Source organism: Pelagicoccus sp. SDUM812005, assembly GCF_031127875.1.
In the GTDB taxonomy this organism is placed as follows: Bacteria; Verrucomicrobiota; Verrucomicrobiia; order Opitutales; family Opitutaceae; genus Pelagicoccus.
The window spans coordinates 70622-95518 of the sequence record NZ_JARXIA010000018.1 but is presented as its reverse complement, the minus strand read 5'-3'; the positions used below and the strand labels follow the sequence as shown (position 1 = coordinate 95518).

At 61.4% G+C, this 24897-nt stretch carries 18 protein-coding genes; 9 read left to right on the top strand and 9 right to left on the bottom strand.

What is annotated here, in order from left to right:
* Positions 1–2 precede the first annotated feature (2 nt).
* On the top strand, positions 3–2048 hold the full coding sequence (gene ispG / locus QEH57_RS19095; RefSeq protein ID WP_309008381.1) for a (E)-4-hydroxy-3-methylbut-2-enyl-diphosphate synthase: 2046 nt from the start codon (positions 3–5) through the stop codon (positions 2046–2048).
* A 105-nt stretch (positions 2049–2153) separates the two neighbouring features.
* Here ispG and QEH57_RS19090 read toward each other — a convergent pair whose 3' ends face one another.
* On the bottom strand, positions 2154–2828 hold the full coding sequence (locus QEH57_RS19090; RefSeq protein ID WP_309008380.1) for a hypothetical protein: 675 nt from the start codon (positions 2826–2828) through the stop codon (positions 2154–2156).
* Positions 2829–3087: 259 nt separating this feature from the next.
* Between QEH57_RS19090 and QEH57_RS19085 the strand changes: the two genes are divergently transcribed.
* Positions 3088–3924: a BadF/BadG/BcrA/BcrD ATPase family protein gene (locus QEH57_RS19085; protein ID WP_309008379.1), complete on the top strand. Its 837-nt coding sequence runs from the start codon at positions 3088–3090 to the stop codon at positions 3922–3924.
* 131 nt (positions 3925–4055) lie between these two features.
* Here the strand turns inward: QEH57_RS19085 and QEH57_RS19080 are convergent, their stop codons facing one another.
* From QEH57_RS19080 to QEH57_RS19045, 8 genes are all read right to left on the bottom strand, one after another.
* Positions 4056–4742 carry a zinc metallopeptidase gene (locus QEH57_RS19080; protein ID WP_343224818.1) on the bottom strand — a complete coding sequence of 229 codons (687 nt, stop codon included), beginning with the start codon at positions 4740–4742 and terminating at the stop codon, positions 4056–4058.
* Between the two features lie 224 nt (positions 4743–4966).
* Positions 4967–5704, bottom strand: a complete 738-nt coding sequence (locus QEH57_RS19075; protein ID WP_309008377.1) for a methyltransferase domain-containing protein — start codon at positions 5702–5704, stop codon at positions 4967–4969.
* Positions 5698–6306 carry a hypothetical protein gene (locus QEH57_RS19070; RefSeq protein ID WP_309008376.1) on the bottom strand — a complete coding sequence of 203 codons (609 nt, stop codon included), beginning with the start codon at positions 6304–6306 and terminating at the stop codon, positions 5698–5700. The genes QEH57_RS19075 and QEH57_RS19070 overlap by 7 nt, the downstream gene beginning before the upstream one ends.
* Positions 6299–7441 (bottom strand): aminotransferase class I/II-fold pyridoxal phosphate-dependent enzyme, encoded by a 1143-nt coding sequence (locus QEH57_RS19065; protein WP_309008375.1) that lies wholly within the window; start codon positions 7439–7441, stop codon positions 6299–6301. Before QEH57_RS19065 ends, QEH57_RS19070 begins: the two co-directional genes overlap by 8 nt.
* Positions 7438–8070 carry a dethiobiotin synthase gene (bioD, locus tag QEH57_RS19060; protein WP_309008374.1) on the bottom strand — a complete coding sequence of 211 codons (633 nt, stop codon included), beginning with the start codon at positions 8068–8070 and terminating at the stop codon, positions 7438–7440. Before bioD ends, QEH57_RS19065 begins: the two co-directional genes overlap by 4 nt.
* An 18-nt stretch (positions 8071–8088) precedes the next feature.
* Positions 8089–9042: a biotin synthase BioB gene (gene bioB / locus QEH57_RS19055; protein WP_309008373.1), complete on the bottom strand. Its 954-nt coding sequence runs from the start codon at positions 9040–9042 to the stop codon at positions 8089–8091.
* Positions 9039–10400 (bottom strand): adenosylmethionine--8-amino-7-oxononanoate transaminase, encoded by a 1362-nt coding sequence (gene bioA, locus QEH57_RS19050; RefSeq protein ID WP_309008372.1) that lies wholly within the window; start codon positions 10398–10400, stop codon positions 9039–9041. Before bioA ends, bioB begins: the two co-directional genes overlap by 4 nt.
* 96 nt (positions 10401–10496) lie before the next feature.
* Positions 10497–12560 (bottom strand): M3 family metallopeptidase, encoded by a 2064-nt coding sequence (locus QEH57_RS19045; protein WP_309008371.1) that lies wholly within the window; start codon positions 12558–12560, stop codon positions 10497–10499.
* A gap of 142 nt (positions 12561–12702) precedes the next feature.
* Here QEH57_RS19045 and QEH57_RS19040 point away from each other — a divergent pair, with 142 nt between their 5' ends.
* The 7 genes from QEH57_RS19040 to QEH57_RS19010 all read left to right on the top strand — a co-directional run bounded on the left by QEH57_RS19040 (position 12703) and on the right by QEH57_RS19010 (position 24861).
* Entirely contained in the window at positions 12703–13488 is a 786-nt protein-coding gene (locus tag QEH57_RS19040) for an AAA family ATPase (RefSeq protein WP_309008370.1), read from the top strand.
* Between the two features lie 209 nt (positions 13489–13697).
* Positions 13698–15434 carry a sodium/solute symporter gene (locus tag QEH57_RS19035; RefSeq protein ID WP_309008369.1) on the top strand — a complete coding sequence of 579 codons (1737 nt, stop codon included), beginning with the start codon at positions 13698–13700 and terminating at the stop codon, positions 15432–15434.
* A 170-nt stretch (positions 15435–15604) separates the two neighbouring features.
* A complete protein-coding gene (locus QEH57_RS19030) occupies positions 15605–16471 on the top strand; it encodes an HDOD domain-containing protein (protein ID WP_309008368.1) in 867 nt (288 codons plus the stop codon).
* Positions 16437–19217: a tetratricopeptide repeat protein gene (locus QEH57_RS19025; RefSeq protein ID WP_309008367.1), complete on the top strand. Its 2781-nt coding sequence runs from the start codon at positions 16437–16439 to the stop codon at positions 19215–19217. The genes QEH57_RS19030 and QEH57_RS19025 overlap by 35 nt, the downstream gene beginning before the upstream one ends.
* Positions 19214–19951, top strand: coding sequence for a hypothetical protein (locus QEH57_RS19020; protein ID WP_309008366.1), 738 nt, complete (start codon positions 19214–19216; stop codon positions 19949–19951). The genes QEH57_RS19025 and QEH57_RS19020 overlap by 4 nt, the downstream gene beginning before the upstream one ends.
* A gap of 58 nt (positions 19952–20009) precedes the next feature.
* A complete protein-coding gene (locus QEH57_RS19015) occupies positions 20010–20726 on the top strand; it encodes a MotA/TolQ/ExbB proton channel family protein (protein ID WP_309008365.1) in 717 nt (238 codons plus the stop codon).
* Positions 20727–21156: 430 nt separating this feature from the next.
* Positions 21157–24861, top strand: coding sequence for a TonB-dependent receptor plug domain-containing protein (locus QEH57_RS19010; RefSeq protein WP_309008364.1), 3705 nt, complete (start codon positions 21157–21159; stop codon positions 24859–24861).
* Positions 24862–24897 lie beyond the last annotated feature (36 nt).

The window sequence follows — 24897 nt, the reverse complement described above, 5'->3', positions numbered from 1 at the left end:
AAATGAGCTCCTACTGCTCCTCCCGTTTCGCAACCCAACGTCGCCTCAGCCGCGAGGTCCAAGTCGGCTCCGTCGGAGTCGGCGGCGACAATCCCATCCGTATCCAGTCGATGACGACGACGCTCACCCAAGACGTCGACGCCACCGTCAAGCAATCCATCGCCCTCGCCGAATCCGGCTGCGAAATCGTCCGCGTCACCGCCCCCAACAAAGCCGCCGCCCGCGCCCTCAAGGACATCCGCGCCAACTTCACCGCCGCCGGCTTCGGGCACATCCCCCTCGTAGCCGACATCCACTTCCTGCCCAACGCAGCCATGGAAGCGGTCGAACACGTCGAAAAAGTTCGCGTCAACCCGGGCAACTACGCGGACAACAAGAAGTTCGCCGTCCTCGAGTATACAGATGCTGAATACGAGGCCGAACTCCAACGCCTCTACGACTCCTTCTCCCCCCTCGTCAAACGCGCCAAGGAACTGGGCCGCGCCCTGCGCATCGGCACCAACCACGGCTCCCTTTCCGACCGCATCATGAACCGCTACGGGGACACCCCCCTCGGCATGGTCGAGTCCGCCCTCGAGTTCCTCCGCATCGCCCAGTCCCACGGCTACTACGACATGATCCTCTCCATGAAGGCGAGCAACCCCAAGGTCATGATCGAAGCCTACCGCCTCCTCGTCCAGCACATGGACAAAGAAGGCATGAGCTACCCCCTCCACCTCGGAGTCACCGAAGCCGGCGACGGCGAAGACGGCCGCATCAAGTCCGCCATTGGCATCGGCTCCCTTCTCATGGACGGCCTCGGCGACACCATCCGCGTCTCCCTCACCGAAGACCCCGTTTACGAAATCCCCGTCGCCCAAGCCCTTGCCCAAAAGATCATGGAGCAATGGCGGCCCGAGCGAGAACTGTCCCCCGCCGCCCAAAAGCCCGACAGCATCGATCCCTTCCACTTCCAACGCCGCGAGATCGCCGAAATCCAACTCGGCAACTCCGCCAAGCTCGGCAGCGAAGAGCCCCCTACCGTCATCACTCCCGTCGCGCATCCGATTTCCGAATACGTCACCATCGCGGCCGAAGCCAAAACCTCCCGGCCCGCCCTAGGCGACTCCAAGCTCGAAGGCCTCCTCCTCAAGGCCAACACCATCCAGGACCTCGAAAAGCTGACCGAACTCTGCGAGGCCACCCAAGGCGCCGCCGAATTCATCGTCGTCGAGCTCAACCCAGAACTCCCCCTCGACGAAGTTTCCCTCGCCCTCCCTCCCCAGCAACAGCGCCTCGCCGTCCTGCGCGACTTCGGCGACGACGACTACAACGACTACAAACAGTTCGTCCACCTCTGCGCCCAGTTCAAGATCCGCCCCATCATCGGCCTCTCCCCCACCGCCGACGACGGCATCCTCTCGGAACCCACCGACGATAGCATCATCACCCTCCACGCCGGCATCTCGCCTTCGGCCCCCTACCACCGCATTGGCTACTACCGACAGCTCGCCGATCGCCTCAAGCACTGGAAAAACAAGTCGCCCCTCTGGATCCGCAACCCCAAGCCCGCCAAATCCAAGACCTCCGTTTCCTCGCCCTTCCTCGACAAGCTCCTGCACGCCTCCATCCTCACCGGCTCACTGCTCTGCGACGGCATCGGCGACATGGTTAGCATCGAGTCCGACGACGACCTCGTCCGCTCCACCCGCCTCGCCTACAACGTCCTGCAAGGCGCCGGCTCACGCATCACCAAAACCGAATTCGTCGCCTGCCCGAGCTGCGGCCGCACCCTCTTCGACCTGCAAACCACCACCCAACGCATCCGCGAAAAGACCGGCCACCTCAAAGGCGTCAAAATCGCCATCATGGGCTGCATCGTCAACGGCCCCGGCGAAATGGCCGATGCGGATTTTGGATACGTCGGCGGCGCCCCCGCCAAGATCAATCTCTATGTCGGCAAAACCTGCGTGAAATACAATATCCCGCAAGCCGAGGCCGACGATCGCCTCATCGACCTCATCAAAGAACACGGCAAATGGGTCGATCCCAAACCCGTCGCCACCTAAGTTAGGTAGGGCCCGGACCGCCGTGGCGCGCCGCAACAGGTCCTGCAATCCAGCGGACCGGGCCGTCTCGACCCAGCCCGCGACTCCCGCACACCATCCGTATCCTTAAAACCGATACATCACTCCCACGCGCACCACTGGATACAAGTCAAACTCATCCAGCTCGTCGTTGAGCTCCTGCTCCTCCGCTCGCAAGTCCTCCTGGAAGGAAGGCTGGCTCGCGATCGCTCCCGTCGCCTCTAGGCGAGCGACAGCCGAGCCCGACTCCATCACGCCGACGTTGACGTAAGCGCCCCAGCCCTTGCCCTGCGGGCGCTTCGAGAACCCCAGTCCAAAATACGGCGCGGTCGACTTTTCCCAAGTCACGTCTCCCGTAATCGTCCCCACCAGCGATGCCGGATACTCGGTTCCATCCAACTCGTAAGTCGTACCCTCTTGCGGACTGCCCACGACCCGGACCGCATTGTCCGTGAAGACCACCCCAGCCGACAGGTGAAAGTTGCCCCCGCCCGGATGCCAGTTCAAGGTCGCGAACCCATTGGACAAATCAACGTTGCCCTCGTAGTCCACTCCATCCGTCGAGTACTCCTCGTCCGTATCGAAGGAACCAAACCCTCCATTGATCGTGAACTGCTTCGACGCAGTCAGCCAAACCGAAGCTCCTAGCCCCGTCGTACCGCCTTCCAGCCCCACGGCGAAAAACGGCGATTTCTCTTCTTCCTCTGCCAAAGCAGTCCAGCTGCTTCCCACAACAAGCAATGCCCCAAGTATCGTTTTCATAAGCGTATCTATTAGTTGGATTAGTAATGTCCCGCCCTACGAACGTATCCACAAAGCCTCGAAATAGCCGAGAAGTACAGACTAAGACCCCCTACCTAAGCCCAGACACGTAACTCTCCGACTCGCCCGCCAGACTTTCCCTCAAACCCCTTAGACCGCGATTCGCCCTGGGCCTGCCTACTCCAACCAGCTCCCACGATGCGCAAAAAATCCAATCGCCAGTCCTATCCTCCTACGCCATTCTCGACACTCCTCTCCTATGTCCTCACCCAATCCAGCTAGCTTCCAAATCGGCGTCGACGGCGGAGGCACCCATACCCGCGCCATCGCCCTGGATACAGCCGGCAAAGTCCGCGGCACCGGCTCCGCCGCCGGATGCAATCCCAACAACATCGGCTTCCCCCAAGCCGCCCAAAACATCCTGGACGCCATCAGAGCCACTCGCGTCAGCCTCACCGAGCGCAGCTCCCTCTGCATGGGCATCGCCGGACTGGCCACCGAAGAGCAACGCGAGAAGCTCCGCCACCACCTCACCGCTGCCTTTCCCGAACTCGCAAAAGCCAAGCTCCACCTCACCCACGACCTAGACATCGCCCACTTCGCCGCTTTCCGCGGCAAACCCGGGATCGTCCTCATCGCCGGCACCGGATCCGCCTGCTTCGCCCGCGACAATGACGGCACCACCTACCGCGCCAGCGGCCGCGACTTCCCCTACGACGATCCAGGAAGTGGATACGCCATCGGAAAGCGGGCCATCGACACCCGCTTGCTGCCCGCCGCCGATTCCCGCCCAGCGATCGCCGCCCTCGCCCCCCGCGTCATCGAGCTCGCCGCCGCGGGCGACCTCAAGGCGCTCGACATCCTCCGCATCGAAGCCGAACAGCTCGCCAAGCTTGCCCTCCTGGTCTACCACGACTTCGCCCAGACGGAGCCCTTTCCCACCCTCGCCCTGGCCGGCAGCATCCTCACCGCTGACTCCCTCTATCGCTACACCGCCCGCTTCGAGCTCCAATCCACCCTGCCGGGCGTCAAGCTCGTCGACGTCGATACTCCCCCCGAAAAAGCAGCCGCCGCAATGGCCAAACAGCTGGCTTGAGCTCGAGACGCCGAAGCACAAAAGAGCCGCCTCGTTTCCGAGACGGCTCCCTCCTCTGTTTCTCTTCCCTCCTGCTAAGCGACTGAGTCGCATAGCAAAAATTCAAATTGGTTTTTTCTGATCAGCCGACCCTAGTCGCGGCGACCGCTGAGCATCATCAGCAGGTAGATCAAATAGCCCAGCGATGAAACAAACGCAGCAACGTACGTCCAGGCTGCAGCATCCAAGGTTTTATTTACGCCAACCAGCTCGTCCTGCCCCAAAATTCCCAGGGAAACCAGCTCCTGCTTCGCCCGACGGCTCGCGTCGAACTCCACCGGCAAGGTCACCAGATGGAAGGCGGTCATCACCAGGTAACAGCCGACGCCGATCTTCAGGAACAGCGTGCCCAGGCCCGCTCCGAAAAGGATCATCGGGCCAAACATCACGAACGGCATCAAGCTCGACGCAATGTTCGTCACCGGGATCATGGCCATGCGGGCCTTCAACATCGAATAGCCGATCTTGTGCTGCACCGCGTGACCCGCTTCGTGGGCCGCCACGCCGAGCGCCGCAAGGCTCGTGCCATTGTAGTTGTGCTCGCTCAGGGCGAGGCGCTTGTTGATCGGATCGTAGTGGTCGGTCAATTCGCCGCGCACCTGCACGATCTCCACGTCATAAATACCAGCCTTTTGCATCACAGCTGCCGCAGCTTCCCGACCGGTGATGTTTCCCCGCGACGGGACCTGCACATACTTGCCGTAAGCCGAGCGGACCTTGTTCTGCGCCCAGAAAGCGAGAATGAAGGTCGGGATAATGAGAATGAGAAATGCAAACATTTGAGTTCTTTCGTAGTGTTCGGGTTCAATGATAGCAACGAGCGTTCCAAGTTCCTGAATGCGATGCTCGTTCCCCTCAAGCCGAATGCTACACGCTCCCAACCAAGCAGTTACAATCCATGAAAAACTTTTCGCGAAATCCATGACCTAAATAAAGCGCGACACCGCGTCGCGCTCTGGGACAGTACGATGCGACACGCATCGCCCGGAGACCCATTTCGCCCTCAGCGTCCCTCCGCCTCGAAACGCAAGACCCGCCAAGTGCAAGGCACTCCACGCCCGCCACCCCACTCCCGCTGGTAGCGACGCATCGAGCGAAGGAATTCCCCCACTCGCCTCTCCCCCCCCGAAACCACCGCCCCGATCCCATGCCAGCTCCGAGCCGCTTCCCGAGCCGACTCCGCATACTCGACCCAGCTGGCCACCTCGCTTCGAACCAAGCTCCAGCAACTGCCTTCCAAAGCCACCAGCCAATCCGCCTCCGCACGCCAAGCGACCTGACCCAACGCCCCCTCGCAAGACTCCCACTCCCGCATCGTGCCCGCCACGAATACGGCTCCCAGCAGCCGGGAGCCTGCCTCCGCCAAACCACGCCACTTCCTCAGCGTATCCAGCGGGTCCGGACACCACTGCAGCAAGCTCGTCGTATAAAGAGCCCCAAAGGGCCCCTCCAAGCTCGGATTCCAAGCGTCCTGCTCCAGCCAGCGACAGCCAAGGCTCGCCCGACGCCCCACTTCCAACATCGGCTCCGCCACGTCCGTCGCCCACAAGCGCCTTCCGTGCAGCCGCGCCGCATACCTCGTAAACAAGCCCGTGCCCGCCCCGAACTCCAGAGCATCCAGGCCCGCCAGAGCCGGATCGAGCCACTCCGCCGTCCAACCCGCCACCCTCGCCTGCACTTGAGCTCGCGCGTCGTACTGCTCCGCCTTGGCGCCGAACCCCAGCTCGCAAGGCCTCACCATCGCAATCCCTCCATCAAGTCTCGCCAATCGTGCCCGCGACCGGGCACCACCTCCAGCCTGCGGCACCATTTCGAAATCCCCTCCACATCCAGCAAACGATCCTCTCCCCCCACTCTCGCCTCCCACGACTCCCACGGAGCCGCCCCCAACGTGCCGTTCCCTTCCAACAGACGCTCCACTCCCCAAAGCAAGTCCTCCTCCCCATACGGCAAGGCATCCATCTCCTCCATCTGCAGATCCGCCCGCGCGTAAAAGTCCCGCACCGCCCCCAAGGCATCCCGCTGCAGCCAACGCCGCAAGTACAGCAACTGAGCCTGTCCCACCTTTCCACCCAGCCCCGCTTCCCTCCGAAAATCGCAAAACGGCGCCAGCAACACCACCCGCTCAAAGCGCCCCCACAAGTCCGGACAGGAAAACCAAAGCTGAGCCCCCAGCGAATACGCCACCAACGCGTCGCAGTCCTCCGCCTCGAGCTCCGCCTCCCAGCCGGCTCTCGGCAATACGATCCGATGCGAAACCTCCGGCCAACTCCACTGAGCAAACGCTCGCAAGCTCTCCGCCGGCACCGCCCATCCTCCCAGCCAGCACACGCTCCTAGGCACGACGCACCTCCCTTAAGGTCGCCGCGATCAAGCACGCTACCTTCCACAAAGATACTTCGTCCCAGTTCACCTTGAGCGACACCCTCAGGCGCGCCTCCCCCTCCGGCACCGTAGGCGGACGCACGCAGCCCACTCGCAACCCCGCCAACGCCAAGCGTCGAGCCAGCTCCACCGCCACCCGATCCTCTCCGACCACGATCGGCACGATCGGCGAATCCCCCTCCCATGTATCCAAACCTTCGCGACGAAGAGCATCTCGAAAAAATCGGGACCGCCGCCGCGCATTTCCAAGCTCCTCCCTCATGCCTTGGGAAACAGAAATCGCCTCCCGGGCCGCCGCCGCGCACGCCGGAGGCAAGTAAGTCGAATAGATAAACTCGCTACCAAAGTTCACGAAAAAATCCCGCAAGACCGCATCCCTAAAAACCGTAAACGCTCCCAGCCCAGCCCAAGCCTTGCCCAAGGTGCCCACCAGCAAATCGACCGCATCCAACACCCCCAGCTCCCCGCATAGCCCCTCGCCACTCCCTCCGTACCAGCCCAGAGCATGCGCCTCGTCGACCAGCCAAAAGAACGGAAACCGCCGCTTCAGCTCCGCTATCTCCCTCAACGGAGCCAAGTCGCCATCCATGCTGTACACGCTCTCGCAAACCACGAAAACATCCCGATCCTGTTCGCAGAACCGACTCAGCAAGGACTCTAAATGCTCCGCATCGTTGTGGTCCCATCGCACCAGACGGGCCCCGCTTCTCAAGATGCCCTCGATCATGCTGCGATGTATCAAGCGATCCGCCAAGACCACGTCCCCTCGAGCCGGCAATGCTCCCAACACCGCAGAATTCGCAGCGTATCCACTATTCCATACCAGTACCGATCGATCCCCGTACAACCCTGCCAAGCACTCCTCCAGCTCCGCATGCTCCTGCTGATAACCGCTGATCAACGGCGACGCCGAACTCCCGCTTCGCGCCAACGCCCTCGCCGCTGCAGCCAGCACCTCCGGGTGAGTCGCCAAGCCTAGATAATCGTTGTCCCAAAAGTTCGCTCCCTCTCCCGTCGACACCGAAAGCTCGCGCAAGCGCCCGCCCCGACGCCGCACTTCCAAGGCCAGATCCACCCGAGTTTTCCAATTCACAATCCCAAACTCCTTTCCAAACTCTTGTCCAAAACCCGCAAGCTCCCCGCCCCTTGAGCCAGGACCGCGCCCACCCGTACTCCGCTTTCCCTCGCCCCCGATAGCGTGCTCGCCGCCACCTCCTCCTCGCAAGGCTTCGATTCGCTAAAGATCACAATCGTATTCAAACCTCGGCTACGTGCGTACGATTCCGCCAGCCGCGACTGGTTCACTCCCCCCAACTTGAGCGACACCACCACTAAAACCCAGTCCGCAGAAAAAGCTCGGGCAAAATCCGCCCAATCTCGACCCGCTTCGTCGAGCGGAACCGCGATTCCCCCCGCTCCCTCCACGAGCACGATATCACCGGTCCCCGAAATTCCCTCCAGCGACTCGAGCCATGCATCCCAATCCAAGCGCTTCCCTTCCGCTCGAGCGGCCGCCAAGGGAGCGATCGGTCGCTCGAAATGTTGCAAGCACACGCCCGCCCCGACTCGCTCCCGATCCCCGCGCCCCAAGGCGTCCACCCCGCATTGCACCGGCTTCACGTAAGAGACAGAGCGTCCCCGCGCCTTCCACTGTGCCAGCAAGACGCGGCAAAGCTCCGTCTTTCCCACATCCGTATCGCTCCCTGTCACCAAAATCCTCATACAATCAAGAGCCTCGCGCTAGACCTCTACTCCCGCCGGCTCCCAGGCATGAAGCCCGAGCTTTTCCAGCAACCTGAAATCCGCATCCCGATCCGGGTTCTCGGTCGTCAACAACTTGTCTCCCAGAAAAATACTGTTCGCTCCCGCCACGAAGCACATCGCTTGCAGCTCCTCGCTCATCTCCGCGCGACCCGCCGAGAGCCGCACCATGCTCTTAGGCATCAATATGCGCGCCGTCGCGATCACTCGCACGAACTCGATCGGATCCACGAACTTCTGCTCCTCCAGCGGAGTCCCCTTGCACGGAATCAAAGCGTTGATCGGCACCGAGTCCGGATAAGGTGCCATGTTAGACAGCTCGTGCAGGAATGCGATACGATCCTCCTTCGTCTCGCCCATGCCAATAATTCCCCCGCTGCAAACCTGCAGGCCCACCTCCCGCACCGTCCGCAAATTGTCCAAGCGCTCGTCAAAGGTACGAGTCGTGATGATCTTCCCATAGTATTCGCGCGACGTATCGATATTATGGTTATACACCGAGCAACCTGCATCCTTCAAGGCGGTCGCCTGATCCTCCTCGATCGTCCCCAAGGTACAGCAGACCTCCAAACCTAACGCGCTCACCTCGCTCACCGTTTCCAGCAAGGAGTCGAACTGCTTACCGCGCGGCACGCGACGCCACGCCGCCCCCATGCAAAAACGCGAAGCCCCGCCTTCCTTGGCCGCTCTCGCGTCCTTCAAGATCGTATCCGTATCCAGCAAGGGCTCCGGCTTCAAATCGGAGCCGTGATGAGCCGATTGCGGACAATAGGCGCAGTCCTCCGGGCAGGCCCCCGTCTTGATGGACTTCAGCGTGCAAAGCTGTACCCCCGCCGGATCCTGATGCTCTTGATGCGCCTGCTGGGCGCGATAGATCAGAGTCGTCAACGGCAGATCATGGATCGCCCGGATTTCTTCCTTCGTATAGCTCATCGTATTCGTTCTTTAATGACTCGATCAATCGCGGACAAAATTCCGCGGATCAGAAACGCGATTTCCTCCTCGGAGATCACCAAAGGAGGAACAATCAAAAGACTATCCCTCAAGGGCCGCAAAAGCACCCCTTCCGACCGAGCCGCCACGCAAACCTGCATCCCCACGCGATCGTTCACCGACCACTCGCTTTCACCCTCCGCTGGACACAGGTCGACCGCCGCCGCCATCCCGCGCACCCGCAGCTCCGACACGTTAGCATGCCCCTCGAACGCCTCCCTCACCTGCCTCCCAAACGAGGCGATCCACTGCTCCAGTTCGCCGGACTCGATCAAACGTTCCAATTTCTGGATACTTGCCAAGGCCACCGCAGCAGCCAAAGGGTTTCCAGTAAAGGTATGCCCATGGATAAACGCCCGCCCGCTATCCATGGTCCCGAGAAACGCTTCGTAGATCTCGACTCGCGTCAAAGTCGCCGCCAGCGGCAGATACCCCGCCGACAATCCCTTCGCCAAGCATAGAAAGTCGGGCTCCACCCCCTCCTGCCGGCAGACGAAAAAGTTGCCCATACGCCCAAAGCCCACGAATACCTCGTCGAGAATGAGATGCGCCCCAAAACGGCGACACAGCGCCTCCAACGACTTCACGAAGCCCCGCGCCTGCAGCCGCATCCCGGCCGCCCCTTGCACCCATGGCTCCAAAACCACGCAGGCCACCTTGCCTTGCTCCGCCTCGAGCACCGCCTCCAAACTCCGCAAACTTCGCCGCGCTTCCGCCACGGACTCGTCCCGCGGACGCTCGAATACCCGCGACTCGAAACACCACCGCGAAAAACGCCCATGGAAGCCCGGCGAATCGCCCACCGCCATCGTCCCAAAGGTATCGCCGTGGTAGGCGTCCTCCATGCCCACCGCCAAGACGCGATCGCTCTCCCCCTGCAGCTGCCAGAACTGGAAGGACTGCTTCAAAGCGATCTCGATCGCGTTCGAACCGTTGTCGCTGAACATCACCCGCTGCAAGCCGGGCGGCGATAGCTCCACCAGCCGCCGCCCCAACTCCGCCCCCGCCGGATGACTCAAGCCGAGGTAGGTAGAGTGGGCCACCTTGGAGGCCTGCTCCAGCAAAGCCGCATTCAAATCCGGGTCGTTGTGCCCATGCACGTTCGTCCAAATCGAGGCGTTCCCGTCCAAGTAACGCCTGCCCTCCACGTCCCACAGCCAACAGCCCTGGGCCCGCTCCACTTGCACCTGGGGCAGGGCGCAGTACTCGCTCATCTGGGCGAAGGGATGCCACGAGTGCTCCCTATCCCATTGATCGAGAACGCCCTTTTGCGATTCCACTGTGGTGCGACGACTCATTGTTAACCAAAAATACTAGTTGGTTAACAAAAGAATCCGACACAACCCTAAACTATCTCGACCCTCGCGAAGAGGGCCTGCCGCCCCCGAGTCGCCCTACGCCAAACCGCAGCGGACCAGCAAAGCCTGCGGATCGGGATCGCGGCCCATGAAATCCTTAAACAGCTTGGCCGGGTCCTCGGAATTGCCCTTGGAGAGGATGCACTCGCGGAAGGAACGGCCGGTCTCTTCGTTGAAGATGCCCTCCTTCTCGAACCGGGTAAACGCATCCGCGTCCAGCACCTCCGCCCACTTATAGGAATAGTAGCCGGCCGCGTAGCCGACCGGACTGGAGAACAGGTGACCGAAGCGCCGCGCCATGCTCTTGGGAGTCGTCTTCAAGTTGGCGAGGTAGCCGGCCAGCGCTTCGCGGATCGTCGCATCCAAATCGCCCTCCAAGTAGCGCTCCGGATGCACGTGCATCTCGAGGTCCATCTTTCCAAGGCTGAGCTGCCTCATCATAAACGAAGCGCTCTGGAAGTTCCGGGCCGCCACCATCTTGTCGAAAAGATCCTGCGGGATCGGCTCGCCGGTCTCGTAGTGGCGAGCGAATTCATTGAGGCTTTCGCGGTTCCAGCACCAGTTCTCCATGATCTGCGAAGGCAGCTCCACGAAGTCCCACGCCACGTTCACCCCATTGAGCGACTTGATATCGACCTTGCCCAGCAAGTGATGCAGCAGGTGCCCGAACTCGTGAAACACCGTCTCCACTTCATAGTGCAAGAGCAAGGCCGGCTTGCCGTCGACCGGCTCCGTCATGTTGCCGGTGATCAGCCCCACGTGCGGGGTGCGGCCGCCGTCAGGCTGCGGCGCTCCCGTATCCAAATAATTCATCCAAGCACCGCCGCGCTTCTCCTCGCGTGGATGCCAATCCGCGTAGAAATAGCCCAGCAATTCCCCGCCTTCGTCGTAAAGGTCGTAGAGCTTCACGTCCGGATGCCAGCTATTCTCCGGACCTTCGTGATCCTGTATCCGCAATCCGAATATACGCTCCGCAATACGGAACATGCCGTTAAGAACCCCGTCGATCGGAAAATACGGGCGTAAGGCCTCATCGTCGAAATTGTACTTGGAGAGACGCAGCTTCTCCGACCAATAGCTGACGTCCCAAGGCTCGAGGCGATCCTTAGGCTGCCCCGTTTGCTCAGCCACGAATTCCTCCAGCTCGTCAAACTCCGCATCGAACGCGTCCTTGCACTTCCGATACAAGTCATCGGTGAACGCCAAAGCATCGTCGCCCGACTTCGCCATGCGACGCTGCAAGACCTGGTCGGCGAAGTTCTTCTTGCCGAGCAACTGCGCCTTCTCCTGGCGCAGCTTCAGGATGTCCCGGATCAAGTCGCTGTTGTCCCACTTGTCCTTGAATCCAATCGAAGTCGACTCTTGGTAGATGGTCTTGCGCAGCTCTGCGTCATCCGCGTACTTGAGGACCGGCATGCAGGACGGCGCTTGTAGTGTAAATCGCCATACAGGTTTCTCGTCCGTACCATGCCCCTTGCTCTTGGCGCTCTGGCGGGCCGCCGCTTTCGCCGAATCGGGAAGACCCGCGAGCCGACTCTCGTCGTCGATCAATAGCTCGTACGCGTTCGTCGAATCCAAGACGTTGTCGGAAAAGCTCTTGGTCTTCTCCGCGAGCTCCTGGTTGAGAGCTTCCAGACGCTTTTTCTTTTCCTCCGGCAAGTCCGCGCCCGCCTGCTTGAAATCCTCCAAGGTCTCCTCGAAGAAACGCTTCTGCACGCCCTCGAGCGCCGCCGCTTCCGGCTTTTGCGCGAAGCTCTTGAGCGCCGCCCAAAGCTTGGCGTTGAGCGGGATGCGGGACGAGTACTCCGTCACCTTCGGCAGCATGGCCCGATGGGCCTCCCGCAGCGCTTCGCTGTCCTTCACCGAAGTCAAATGATCCACCCGGCCCCAGGCCCGGCACAAGGTTTCACCCGCCGCCTCGAGGGCCAAGAAGGTATTTTCGAAGGTCGCGTCCTCCGGCGCCACCGCGCAGATCGCGTCGATCTCGGCTTGGGCCTCAGCCAGGGCGGCTTCGATGTCGGCGGCGATATGGTCCGGGGTCAAGGTCGACCAGTCGACCAACTTGGCAGGGCTGTGAAATGGGTGAGTGCTTGAATTCATGTGCCGAGCAAGCTAGAGCCGACCGCATGCGTTTCAACCGCGAATCGCCAAAAGGTTCATCCCCCTCTTCCCAGCGAATTTCCCCGGCTCCGCCCAAAAATCGATTTCACTCTTCCCTACTCACCCTTCACTCTCCCCCGCCGTGCCCTTCCTCAAGCGTATCCACTGCCCCACTCCTGCCGACGACTCCGCCTTCCCTTTCTCCCTCCCCTTCATCGGCAGCCTGCAAGAACGAGAGATCCACTCTGACATCCTGTTCCTCGTCGGCGAAAACGGCAGCGGCAAATCGAGCTTGCTGGAGTCGGTCGCCATCGCCTCCAAACGCATCAGCGTAGGCGACTCCTCCCTCGACCAGGACCCCACCCTCGCCGAGATCCGTCCCCTCGCCCTACAACTCCGCCTCAGCTGGAGCCGACGCACCGGCAAAGGATTCTTCCTGCGGGCCGAGGACTTCTTCAACTTCATCCGCCGCAACAAGCAGCTGGAAGAAACCTTCGACGGCTACATCGAGCGCTTCAAGGACGACCCTCGCGTGCGCGGCTACATGGAGGGCAACAAGCGAGCCATCAACGCCCGCTACGGCCGCGACCTGAACGACTTCTCCCACGGGGAAGGCTTCCTCGAGTTCGCCAAATCCCGCATCCACCCGGGCGGTCTCTACCTCATCGACGAGCCGGAAGCCGCCCTCTCGCCGCAACGCCAGCTGGCCTTCGCCCTCTTCCTCCACGAGATGGCCCAGCAAAACTGCCAATTCATCGTCGCCAGCCACTCCCCCATCATCCTGAGCGTGCCGGACGCGGAGATCTGGAAGTTCGACGAGCGCGGACTGGAAAGCGCCCGCTACGAAGAGCTCGAGCACGTCAGCTTCACCCAAAGCTTCCTCCAAGCTCCGCAACGCTACTGGCAACAGCTCACGCAAGAGGACTGAGACCACAGCCCATAAGCCCCTATTTAGCCCCTCCCCTAAAAGAGGGATAGAGCAATAACGAATTGAAATTCAACGAGTAACAGCTAACCAAGGAGCCGTTTCCAATCCCTAGCCCGCTGGAGCTCAGCGAATGGTTGACCGACCAACATGCGGACAATACACCTCTCAGCTCCCGACCCTGAAACTGACCCAAATTAAACCTTATAACCATGTTATTCCTCGAAGTATTCCTCTTCATCGGCGCCGTCGTAGGCGTCATCGCCCTCGGCATCTGGAAAAGCCGCGACACCGGCACTGAAGGCAGCGGCAGCGCCAGCGACTATTTCCTCGCCGGCCGCGGCCTCACCTGGTGGCTCGTCGGCTTCTCCCTCATCGCCGCCAACATCTCCACCGAGCAGTTCGTCGGCATGTCCGGATCGGCCGCCAATTGGCTCGGCATGGCCATTGCCTCCTACGAGTGGATGGCCGCCCTCACCCTCGTGGTCGTCGCTTTCTGGTTCCTGCCCAAGTTCCTCAAGGCCGGCCTCTACACCATCCCCGAATTCCTAGAGTACCGCTTCGATGGAGTCGCCCGGCTCGCCATGGCCATCCCCGCCATCGTGACCATGGTCTTCGTCGCCACCTCCTCCGTCATCTTCTCCGGGGCCAAGTTTGTCTCCGAGTACTACAACGACGTTCCCGTCATCAACAGCCTCACCGCCATGTGCTGGCTCATCGCAGCCTTCGCCGCCGTCTACGTCTTCATCGGCGGCCTGAAAGCCTGCGCCTGGACCGATCTCGTCTGGGGCGTCGCCCTCGTCCTCGGCGGCGTGGTCGTCATGGTCTTCGCCTTCAACCTGCTCGCCGAAAAGCCGGCCGAAGAGCTGATCCTCACCAAGGTGCAGAACTCCGAAGCCACCGTACAGGACCTGGAAGGCGCCAGCGGGTGGGAGCGCTTCATGCTGCTCAACGACGGCGTGGACGGCGAAGCCGTCGCCCAAAACGGCCCCAACGGCAGCGGCGGCAAGGTCCACATGATCCGCCCCAAGGAAGACTCCGACATCCCTTGGACCGCCCTGCTCATCGGCCTCTGGATCCCTAACTTCTTCTACTGGGGGCTCAACCAGTACATCGTGCAGCGAACCCTCGGATCCAAGTCGCTGGCCGAAGGCCAAAAGGGCATCGTCTTCGCCGCCTTCCTCAAGCTGATCATCCCCTTCGTGGTCGTCATTCCGGGCATACTCGCCTACAACCTCTTCAGCGGCGACCTGCTCAACCCCGCCACCGGCGAATACGACTACGACAAGGCCTTCCCCGTGCTCGTCAGAAACCTCGTCCGCCCCACGCCCTGGATTTCCTGGTTCGTGCTGGCCGCCCTCTGCGGCGCCGTGGTGAGCTCCCTGGCCTCCATGCTCAACTCCGCCTCCACCATCGCCACCATGGACCTGTACGCCAAGTTCACCGGCGAAAAGGACCCCGCCAAGCTGGTCAAGGTCGGACGCGTGTTCGTGGTACTCTTCGTCATCATGGCGGCCATCACCGCCCCCTTCCTCAACGACCTCGGCAGCATCTTCTCCTACATCCAGGAGTTCCAAGGATTCATTTCCCCCGGCCTGCTAGCCGTCTTCATCTTCGGCTTCTTCTCGCCACGAACCCCGCGCTACTTCGGCGCCGTCGGCATCGCCACCAACGCCATCGCCTACGCCGCCTTCAAGTGGCTGATCGGCCCCTGGCTTGTGAACAACGGCTGGTGGTATTCGGGCGAAATGGCCTTCCTCGACCGCATGGCCATTTGCTTCTTCATCGTCATCGCCACCGGAGCCATCCTCACCCTAGTGAGCCCGCTCAAGGAAAAGGTCGTCATGCCGGAGAACAAGGAAATCGCCCTCGAGACCTCCCCCGTCGCCAAGTTCTGGGGCTGCGTCGTAGTCGCGGCCACCATCGCCCTCTACGTCGTCTTCTGGTAGGAACCTTCTCCCAACCTTTCGAGTCCGAGAGCTCAGTCCCCCGCGGGACTGAGCTCTTTTCTTTTCCACCGGCGCGCCCTGAAGCCCCGCCAACCCCGTCTCGTTTTTACTCGCTCGGGCTTGCCTCCCTCGCTTTCCTGATAAACGTCCTACGGAGACGCCTCGTTCGCATGTCCAATAATTCCATCGAAAAGATCAACCTAGAGCTCCTTATCGAGTACTCAGCGAGCCTGCCGACCTCGCCCCGCATCTACGCCCGGCTCGACCAGCTCCTCGCCAACGAGGACGCGTCGCTCGACTACATTTCCTCCCTCGTAAGGATGGACCCCGGCCTCTCCGCCCAAGTCCTGCGCGTCACCAACAGCGCCGCCTACGCAGGCACCCTCAAGGTCAACGAAATCGGCACCGCCATCAGCCGCATCGGCTTCAACGAACTCCGCAGCATCCTCAAGATGGTAGTGGACAAGGAAGCCTTCTACCAAGCCCTCCCCGCCTACGACGAGACCGCCACCGCCTTCGCCGACCGATCCCTCGACGTCGGCGTCATCTCCGAAGCCATCGCCAAGCGCTGCGGCTTCGACACCAACGCCCCCTACATCTCCGGCCTCCTCCACCAGGTCGGAAAGCTCGCCATCAACCTCTACCTCGAGCGCCTGGACAAGCTGTTCGACATCACCGAACACTGCGCCGACCGCACCCTCCTCGCCGCCGAACAAGAACTCCTCGGCATGACCCACTACCGCGTCGGCGCCGAACTGCTCAGCCACTGGCAGTTCGAACAAGCCATCTGGCAGCCGATCAAAAACCAGAACAGCCCTGTGCACGCCCAATCCCAACTGCGCGGCACCAGCATCCTTTCCCTCGCCATCTGGTTCGCCGACCAGCTAGGCGGCTTCGACCCCGACGCCCCCACGCCCGCCCACATCAAGCGAGCCTGCAAGGAGCTCGGCCTCGACGTGCTCGACCTTCCCTCACTCCTCGACGATTCACGCTTCGAGATCAATGATCGCAAGAACCAACTCGCGATGCTCCTCTAACCCGCCTCGCGCTCCCCTAACCTGTTACCCTAGCCCTCGGGCGCCCCGAAAAACGAACCGCCGTCACCGCCTTTTCCTAGCGGGAACAGCCTTCGCCTGCCTCTGCCTGTCCCCGCCGCAAGCCGCGTCTCAGCAAATCGAATACCGCTCGCTCCCGGAACTCATCGATGCCGGCAGCCAAGCCCTCGTCCGAGGCGACTTCCCCCAAGCCGCCCTCGCCTTCAACGCCATCCGCGAAAACTACGCCGAGGAACCTGTCTGGCAGGAAGGCCAACTCCCCGCCAAAATCCTCCCCCTCGCCGGCTTCGCCTCCCACAAGGCAAACCTCCAGGGCGACGCCATTCTCGCCCTCGAGAACTACCTCGCCCACTATGCCGACTCCCCCGACTCCGAAGCCTTCGCCCGCTATACCCTCGCCTCCAGCCTCATGCTCGACGGCCAAACCGACGCCGCACGCGCCGCCTTCGCCAAGCTTCGAGAAATCGCCGGCAACTCCCCTTTCCACGACCTCGCCTCCCTGCGCGAAGCCCAGCTCTCCGACCCTCCCAGAGCCATCGAAATCCTGCAAAACCTCATCGCGTCGCCCCACTCGCCCCGCCTCGCCACCTTCGCCCGATTACGCCTCATCCAGCTTCACCTCGAAAACGCGCAACTAGAACAAGCACGCATCCAACTTCTCGATACGCCCTGGCCCCAAACCACTATGCCGGAGCTCGCCACCCTCGCCCTGCTCGCAACCCAAACCGCCGACCGGCTTCTAGCCGACCGCCCCAGCGACGCCCTACACGCCTACCAGCTCGTCCCTCCCAAAGACCAACTTCTCGCCGCCCAGCAAAAGCGCATCGAACAGCTCCAGCTCCAGTACAGCGAACTCGCCCCCGAACTCCGCACCGAGCAAAGCATGTGGAGCGACCAATTTCGCCAGTCCATCACCCAACTCCGCCAGCAGCTCGAAACCCTCCGCCTAGCCCCCGACTACACCCCAGCCATCAACCTGAGAAAAGCCCGCTGCTTCGCTCGAATCAACCGCCCCCTCGAAGCCTGGATCCTCCTCAAACCCATCGCCACCATCCCCAGCGATCTCGCTCGCGAAGCCCACCTCGAATGGATCTCCACCGCCCGCAGTATGCAGGCCTGGAACGCTGCAGCCCGCATCGCGCAAAGCTTCCTCAAGAAGTATCCAGACGACAAGGACGTACCGCAAATCCTGCTCTGGATAGCCCTCTCCCAAATAGAACGCAAAGACTTCGCCGAAGCCGCCACCTCCCTGCAAGCCCTCGTCGACAAGTCGCCACCTCCCCACATCGCAGCCGCCGCCCACTACTACCTCGGGTTCAGCCTCTTCAACCTAGCGAACCCTCCCGCCGCGATCAACGCCTTCCAGAGCTGCATCCAAATCGCCCCCAACGCTCCCGTCGCCCAGCAAGCCCTCCTCTGGATCGGTATCTGCCAGTTCACTACAAACGAACTCGAATCCGCCATCGCCACCTTCCAAGCCATCCAACAAAACGAGAACGCCCGCTTCCTGCACCCCGAAGCCTCCTTTCGCGAAACCACCTGCCTCTACGCCCTCGGCGAACTCGAACAATCCCTCCTCCGCTCCCAAAGCTGGACAAACACCTACCAACTTCACCCCCGCAGCGCCGAAGCCTACCTCCTCCAAGGCGACATCCTCCTCGAACTGAACCGCGCCCCTGAAGCCATCGACGCCTACGCGCTAGTCGAAACCGAGGATCCCCAGCTCGCCTTCCTCGCTCTCTCCAAACGCTGCGAACTCATCCTCCTCGCAGGTCGGCCCGCAGAAGCCGCCGCCATCCTGCAGACCCATCGCAGCCAGCGCCCCATCCCGCCAGACCAGATCGCTTCCTTCACCCAGCTCCTCTCCCAATGCCTCCCGCCGGATGGTGCCCAATCCGAAATCCAAGCAACCGTTTCCCGGCACGGAAACGACCCCGGAATTCCCGGCATCGTGGCGCTCATCCACCTTCTCGACGCTCCTCCCCCAGCCAGCGAAGAGCAAACCACCCTCTCCAGTCGGCTCCTCGTAGCCGAAATTCAAATACACCGCCAGAAAGGCGAAACAACCCAAGCAAAGCTCAAAGCCCTGCAACTCGCTTCCAGCTTCCAAAAGACCGAGCTCCCGCCCGTAGCCCTCCTCGAAGCTGGCAAGGCCCTCACCGAAATCGCTTCCCTCGAAGCCCCTTCCTACTTCCAACGCATCCTCGAAACCTACCCCAGCGCTCCTGAGCTCGACTCCGCCCACATCGGCCTCGCTCGCTTCTACTCCCAACAAGACAAGCCCGAAACCGCTCTCGCCCACCTTCTCCAAAGGGAGCGGCGCGACACCGACACCCTAGCCCTCAAGCTAGACCTCGAGACCCGACTCGGACAAAGCCAGAACGCCCGCCGCACCGCCGAACTCATTCTCTCCGACCGCAACGCCAAGCCCGCCCACAAGGCCCAAGCCCTCCAGTCCCTCGGCGGCATCGCCATTCAAAACAAAGAAGCGGACAAGGCCTACGCCTACTACCAAAGAATCTTCACCCTCTATCGCGGCGAAACCGAATACGTCGCCAACGCCTACCTCAACTGTATCCAAATCCTCGATTCATCGAATCGAAAAAGCGACGCCCAAAGCGTAGCCAACGAATTCCTCGCCCAAAACGATCTCCAGCGCCTGCCAGCCTACCAACAGGCGCAAACCTGGATCCAAAACCGAGTCGCCCCTCCACCCCAGCCCCAATGATCCCGCGCCTCCTGCCCTTCCTCGCAAGCTTCGCCCTCTGCCACGCCGACAGCCTCACCTTGAAAAACGGCGAATCGCTCCAAGGCGAACTCGTCGATACCCAAGCGAACTTCGTCCTCCTGCGCCTCCCGGAAACCGAAGGCGAAGCGACTCGCCGCATCGCGCCCCTCCAAATCGAAACCCTCTCCTTTTCCGACACTGACGCGCCACTCGAACAACAAGCTCTCAAACGCGCGAAATTCCAATCCCTCCTCTCCGAAGCTGACGCCCGCATCCTGCTCGACTACCTCGACGAACTCCAATCCGCAGGCCACCCGCTCACCGCTCTGGCCTACGCCAAGCTCTGGCATCCAAAAAACAACTACCCGCAGCTCGACCCCAGCTACCGAGAACAACTTATCAATAGCTCCCTCGCCGCTGGCCTACCTGAAGAAGCCCTCGTACACGCCCAAAACTGGATCAAGCGATCTCCCGCTCCCACCGACCACGCCCTTCCCTGGATCGTCCAAGCCGAACACCAGCTGAAAACGGAAAACCTCGAAGCCGCCCTATGGACCAGCCTCACCCCGCTCGCCTATGCCAGTCGCGAACTCTCGCCCCATCGCCAAACGCTCCAGCAAATCGCCTCCCACGCGTATCAACGCTTAGGATACGACGAGCATGCCCAAGCCTACGCCTCTCCCGATCCCGCTCCCAAGTCCCCCTTGGTCCTAGACCCGCAAAGCAGCCCCTAAAAACACAATTACCTCCTCGCCCATCCCACAACATCCACTCTTTCCCACTCCTCCCAAAATGTTACTCCGCACCCTAGCCTTCATCGCTGCCGCCCTCCTGCTCACCTCCAAGCTGCAAGCCCAAGCGCAAGCGAGCTCCTCGCTTTGGACCATGATCCAGCAAGGCGGCTGGGCCATGTACCCGCTCGCCGCCTGCTCCCTCGCCTTCTTCTACATCGCCATCCATTGCTACCGCGAAACTCGCAGCTTGAACTTCGCGCCCCCATCCCTTCTCGCGAGCCTCAAGACGCCCTTCGCCAGCGGCGACCTTCCCCAAGCCGAAACCCTAGCCAAGAGCTCCCCCACCATCCTAGGCCGCTCCCTCGCCTCCGCCCTGCCGAAACTCAAGCCCGCCTCAGCAGCATCCTCCCCCCAGGACCTCGAACCCTTCGAAACCGAAATCAGTGCCGCCCTCGCCTCCGAAGAAAACAGCATCTCCCAGTGGATCCACTACCTTAGCGTCGTCGCCAACGTCGCTCCCATGATCGGATTGCTCGGCACCGTCAGCGGCATGATCGGCGGCTTCCAAACCATGGCCACCGGCGGCATGGGCCGACCGGAACTCTTCGCCGGCGACATCGGCGAAGCCCTCATCACCACCGCGACCGGCCTCTGCATCGGCATCCCCGCCATGATCGCCCACTCCGTCTTTAGCAATCGCCTGCAAAACGCCATCACCGAAACCGCACGCCAGGCCAACGCCCTCATCGACAGCCTTCCCTCCCAGGAGAGCTAGGCGGACTCCCCTCCGCAAAGGAGGCCACGACCTCCCCCCAACTCCTTCCACGCCCCGCTTTGCGTACTGTCAGATTTCGATTCGATTGATCGAAATAGCGATCCCCCTAAAACTGATCGCGGCGCCGAAGGATGAAAACTCGCAGGTTCATCGCTTGAGGCGGTACCCGTTCGTTACACCCGATACTATCTACAGACAATCGATTTCATTACGTTAAGTCCGCCTTAAAGACGGTTGCGGCTAACGAGAATCACGACTGCGAGCGAGCGACTCGATTAGAGCATCACCCAGCGCCTACGCGTACCCAAACCGCGTGACAGGTCGCCCCTACCCCGAGCCCTCCACCGCTCAGCCTTCTACCTGGAAACCCTGTATTTGCATAACAGATACAAAGGCCTCCCCATCGCCCCAACTTTCACACTACCTGGATATGAAACACCATAATCAAAGCAAAACCCAACGAGCCAAGTGGCTACTCGCCATCGCTCTCGCCACCGGAACCGCCCCCGCCCTCTGGGCCCAAAACGATTCCGAGGAAATCTTCGAACTCTCGCCCTTCGAAGTGTCCGCCTCCAAGGACGACATCGGATACCGCCAGCAAAACACCCTCGCGGGCTCGCGGCTAAGCACCAACGTCGCCGACCTCGGAGCCTCCATCTCCGTCATCACCAAACAGCAGATGGAAGATACCGCCTCCCTCGACGTGAACGACCTCTTCCGCTACGAGGCAAACACCGAAGGATCCAGCACCTACACCCCTTCCGTGCAATCCCTGCGCAACGACGGCGTCGTCGACGTCAACGCGGGCTACACCCACGGAGGCGACGGACAACCGCAAACCAACGCCGGCGCCAACCGCGTCCGCGGCATCGGCACCCCGGACGCCTCCATCAACTTCTACCGAGCCATCCGCAACGTCCCGCTGGACACCTACAACGTCCAGTCCGTCGAGATCAGCCGAGGCCCCAGCTCCATGCTCTTCGGCATCGGCAGCCCCGCCGGCTTCGTCAACCAAAGCCGCTCCACCGCAGTGCTCGACACCAAGTCGACCTCGCTCAAGTTCCGCGTCGACTACAACGGATCCAAGCGCTTCAGCGTATCCACAAACCAACCACTGATAGAAGACAAGCTCGCGATCTACTTCGCCGCCCTCCACGACGACAAGGAATTTGAGCGCCAGCCCTCCTACGACGACACCCGTCGCGAGTACGTCGCCCTCACCTACAAGCCCTTCGAAAACACCCGCTTCAAAGGCAGCTTCGAAAACTACCGCAACAAGAACAACCGTCCCAACACCCTCACCCCACGCGACTACGTGAGCGAGTGGGTAGACGCCGGACGCCCCGCCTACGACCCGAGCAGCCAGACCGTCACCTTCCTCGACAGCGGCAAAGTCGTCGGCCCCTTCGTCGGCCGCACCGACTCGCCCTATATCGACGAGGTACGCGCCTACATCATGGCCCTGCCCAACTACGACGCGACGAAGTGGAACACCCCCAACTCCACCGGTACCAACGCCATGACCTCATACAACGGAGTCAGCATCGTCGGCTCCCAGGCCATGACCAACGTCGACTCCGCCCTCTACGTTCCCGGCCTAGGCGTCGCCAACAGCCGCCCCACCATGCAGGTAGCCAACAGCCAAGTCGTAAACTGGTTCCAAGCCGCCCCCGGACAATATCGAGCCGGCTGGGGCACCGCTAGCAACCCCGCAGCCAACCAAAGCCTCATCCCCTCGGTCGCCAGCATCCAGGCCGACCTCGATACCGCCGCCGCCTACAACCAGTTCTGGACCAACTCCGCCAACTACTCCCAAAACGGCGGATCCATCGGCAGCTATCGCTACCCCGGAGTCACCGACACCTCCATCTACGACTACACCTCCGTCAACATCCTCTCCATGAACTTCGGCGAGGACGAAAACCAAACCTACAACCTCGAGTTCGAACAGAAGATCACCGACGACCTCTTCCTCACCGCTGGCTGGTTCCGACAAGACTTCGACTCGAACTCCAGCTACACCGTCTCGCAGCTCAACGTCGCCACCCTCTTCGTCGACACCAACCTCACCCTGCCCAACGGACAAGCCAACCCCTACTTCGGTCTCCCCTACGTCGAAGACTTCGACCCAGACCGCTTCGTCAACCGCATCACCAGCGACCAATACCGCGCCGCCCTGGCCTACACCCCCGACTTCACCGAACGGGACGGCTGGACCAAGTGGTTCGGCAAGCACCAGCTCCTCGCCTACGCTTCCAAGGAAGACGTATCCAGGGACTTCATACGCCAACGCCTCAACTTCACCGGCGGCGACGAAGTGGCAAACGGCACCATCCGCTACCTCGCCAACGAAAACAACAACGCGGACGGCACCCCCACCGGTTGGAGAAACGAAGGAGCCAGCACTCGCCGCACCTACTACCTAGCCCAGCCCGGCGACCCCTACGGCACCGTTACCAGCACCGCCGGAGCCATCGACTACACCAGCTACACCGGCCCGCTGACCGCCTACAACCTCGGCAACGAGACCTGGGAAAACATTTCCATGACCCATGCCTTCAAGGACCACTCCGCCTCGACCAACCGCTCCCAGACCGAGATCAAGTCCTACAACCTAGGCGGCACCAGCTACTTCTGGAACGATCGCATCATCGCCACCTACGGCTTCCGCAACGACGTCGCCAAAAACCGCTTCTCCTCCCCCAACGAGATCCGGGACCTCGACGGAAACCTCATTCACGAATCCATGACCAACCCAGCGCGCTGGATCAACGGTATCTACCAAACGGATACCGTCTTCAAACGTCTCTCCGCATGGAGCGAAGAAGAAGCCGACACCGCCACCACCGGCGTCGTCGTCAAGCCGCTCAGCAACTTCGACAAGATCAAGGACAAGGCCCAGTCCGGCAGCCTCTTCCACCAGTTCATCAACTCGCTCGGCTTCAGCTACAACAAGTCGGATACCTTCAATCCACCGACCACCACCAACATCGACGTGTTCGGCACCATCCTCCCCCTCCCCGAAGGCGAAGGCAAGGACTACGGTATCCAGTTCTCCCTCTTCGAGAACAAGCTCTTCGCCCGCATCAGCAAGTACGAGTCGACCAACGATAACGAACGCACCAACGGCGGCACCCCCATCAGTCGCCTCACCGGAAACGTGGATACCAACACCTTCCGCGCTTGGGGTCGCACCATCGCCCTCATCAACGCTGGCCACGACCCACGCCTCGAAGGTTTCGGAGAAGGGCTCACCCCCGCCGAGGAAGAATCCATCCGCGCCGCCACCACTCCCATCTGGGGACAAGACTACCTCTACTACGATACCCTCCCCGGCTCCATCGCAGCGACCCGCTCCGCCAAGGCCGAAGGTACCGAACTCCAGCTCACCTACAACCCCACCCAGAACTGGAACATCAAGCTCACCGGCGCCAAGTCCGAGACACGCTACTACAACGTGCTCAAGGAATACGACGCCTGGCTCGCCCACCGCCTCCCCGTCTGGCAAGCAGCCCGCGCCGCAGACTACCTGCTTCCGCAATACCAAGACCTAGCCACCTACACCACGCCAGGAGGAGCCCAAGTCAACCTGACCAACTTCCTCTCCAGCTACGGCTACGTCACCCACATTCGCCTCCAAGACGCCGACCCCGTCGACTCCGCCCAGCAGTACTTCGACTCCGTCGTCACCCCGCAAGCCTCGCTCGCCAAAGACCTCGAAGGACAAGTCTCTCCCGGCCAAAGCAAGTACACCGCGTCCTTGATCACCAACTACAAGTTCCTAGGCGACAAGCTCAGGGGCGTAGCGATCGGCGGCAGCCTCCGCTGGAAGGACGAAGCCGTCATCGGCTACTACGGCAAGTCGAGCGGAGCGAATCCAGACCCCAACTACATAGACATCGCCAACACCTTGCGGCCCATCTACACCCCAGCCGAGTCCTACTACGACCTCTGGGCCTCCTACACCCGCAAGATCATGAAGGACGAGGTCAACATGAAGGTGCAGCTCAACATCGTAAACGCCTTCGAAAACGGCGGACTGCAAACCGTCGGCGTCAACTACGACGGGTCGCCCAACGCCTACCGCATCGTCGACCCACGCCAGTTCATCCTCAACGTCTCCTTCGACATGTAACCGCTTTCCAGTAGTAGGCCGGAAATATCCGGACTG

Bases quoted from the DNA above. Each gene is read 5' to 3' on its own strand.
- QEH57_RS19030 (WP_309008368.1), top strand. From the start codon at position 15,605: ATGTCCAATAATTCCATCGAAAAGATCAACCTAGAGCTCCTTATCGAG.
- QEH57_RS19090 (WP_309008380.1), bottom strand. From the start codon at position 2,828: ATGAAAACGATACTTGGGGCATTGCTTGTTGTGGGAAGCAGCTGGACT.
- QEH57_RS19025 (WP_309008367.1), top strand. From the start codon at position 16,437: ATGATCGCAAGAACCAACTCGCGATGCTCCTCTAACCCGCCTCGCGCT.
- ispG (WP_309008381.1), top strand. From the start codon at position 3: ATGAGCTCCTACTGCTCCTCCCGTTTCGCAACCCAACGTCGCCTCAGC.
- QEH57_RS19010 (WP_309008364.1), top strand. From the start codon at position 21,157: ATGAAACACCATAATCAAAGCAAAACCCAACGAGCCAAGTGGCTACTC.
- QEH57_RS19015 (WP_309008365.1), top strand. From the start codon at position 20,010: ATGTTACTCCGCACCCTAGCCTTCATCGCTGCCGCCCTCCTGCTCACC.
- QEH57_RS19075 (WP_309008377.1), bottom strand. From the start codon at position 5,704: ATGGTGAGGCCTTGCGAGCTGGGGTTCGGCGCCAAGGCGGAGCAGTAC.
- QEH57_RS19085 (WP_309008379.1), top strand. From the start codon at position 3,088: ATGTCCTCACCCAATCCAGCTAGCTTCCAAATCGGCGTCGACGGCGGA.
- bioA (WP_309008372.1), bottom strand. From the start codon at position 10,400: ATGAGTCGTCGCACCACAGTGGAATCGCAAAAGGGCGTTCTCGATCAA.
- QEH57_RS19035 (WP_309008369.1), top strand. From the start codon at position 13,698: ATGTTATTCCTCGAAGTATTCCTCTTCATCGGCGCCGTCGTAGGCGTC.
- QEH57_RS19045 (WP_309008371.1), bottom strand. From the start codon at position 12,560: ATGAATTCAAGCACTCACCCATTTCACAGCCCTGCCAAGTTGGTCGAC.
- QEH57_RS19020 (WP_309008366.1), top strand. From the start codon at position 19,214: ATGATCCCGCGCCTCCTGCCCTTCCTCGCAAGCTTCGCCCTCTGCCAC.
- bioB (WP_309008373.1), bottom strand. From the start codon at position 9,042: ATGAGCTATACGAAGGAAGAAATCCGGGCGATCCATGATCTGCCGTTG.
- bioD (WP_309008374.1), bottom strand. From the start codon at position 8,070: ATGAGGATTTTGGTGACAGGGAGCGATACGGATGTGGGAAAGACGGAG.
- QEH57_RS19080 (WP_343224818.1), bottom strand. From the start codon at position 4,742: ATGTTTGCATTTCTCATTCTCATTATCCCGACCTTCATTCTCGCTTTC.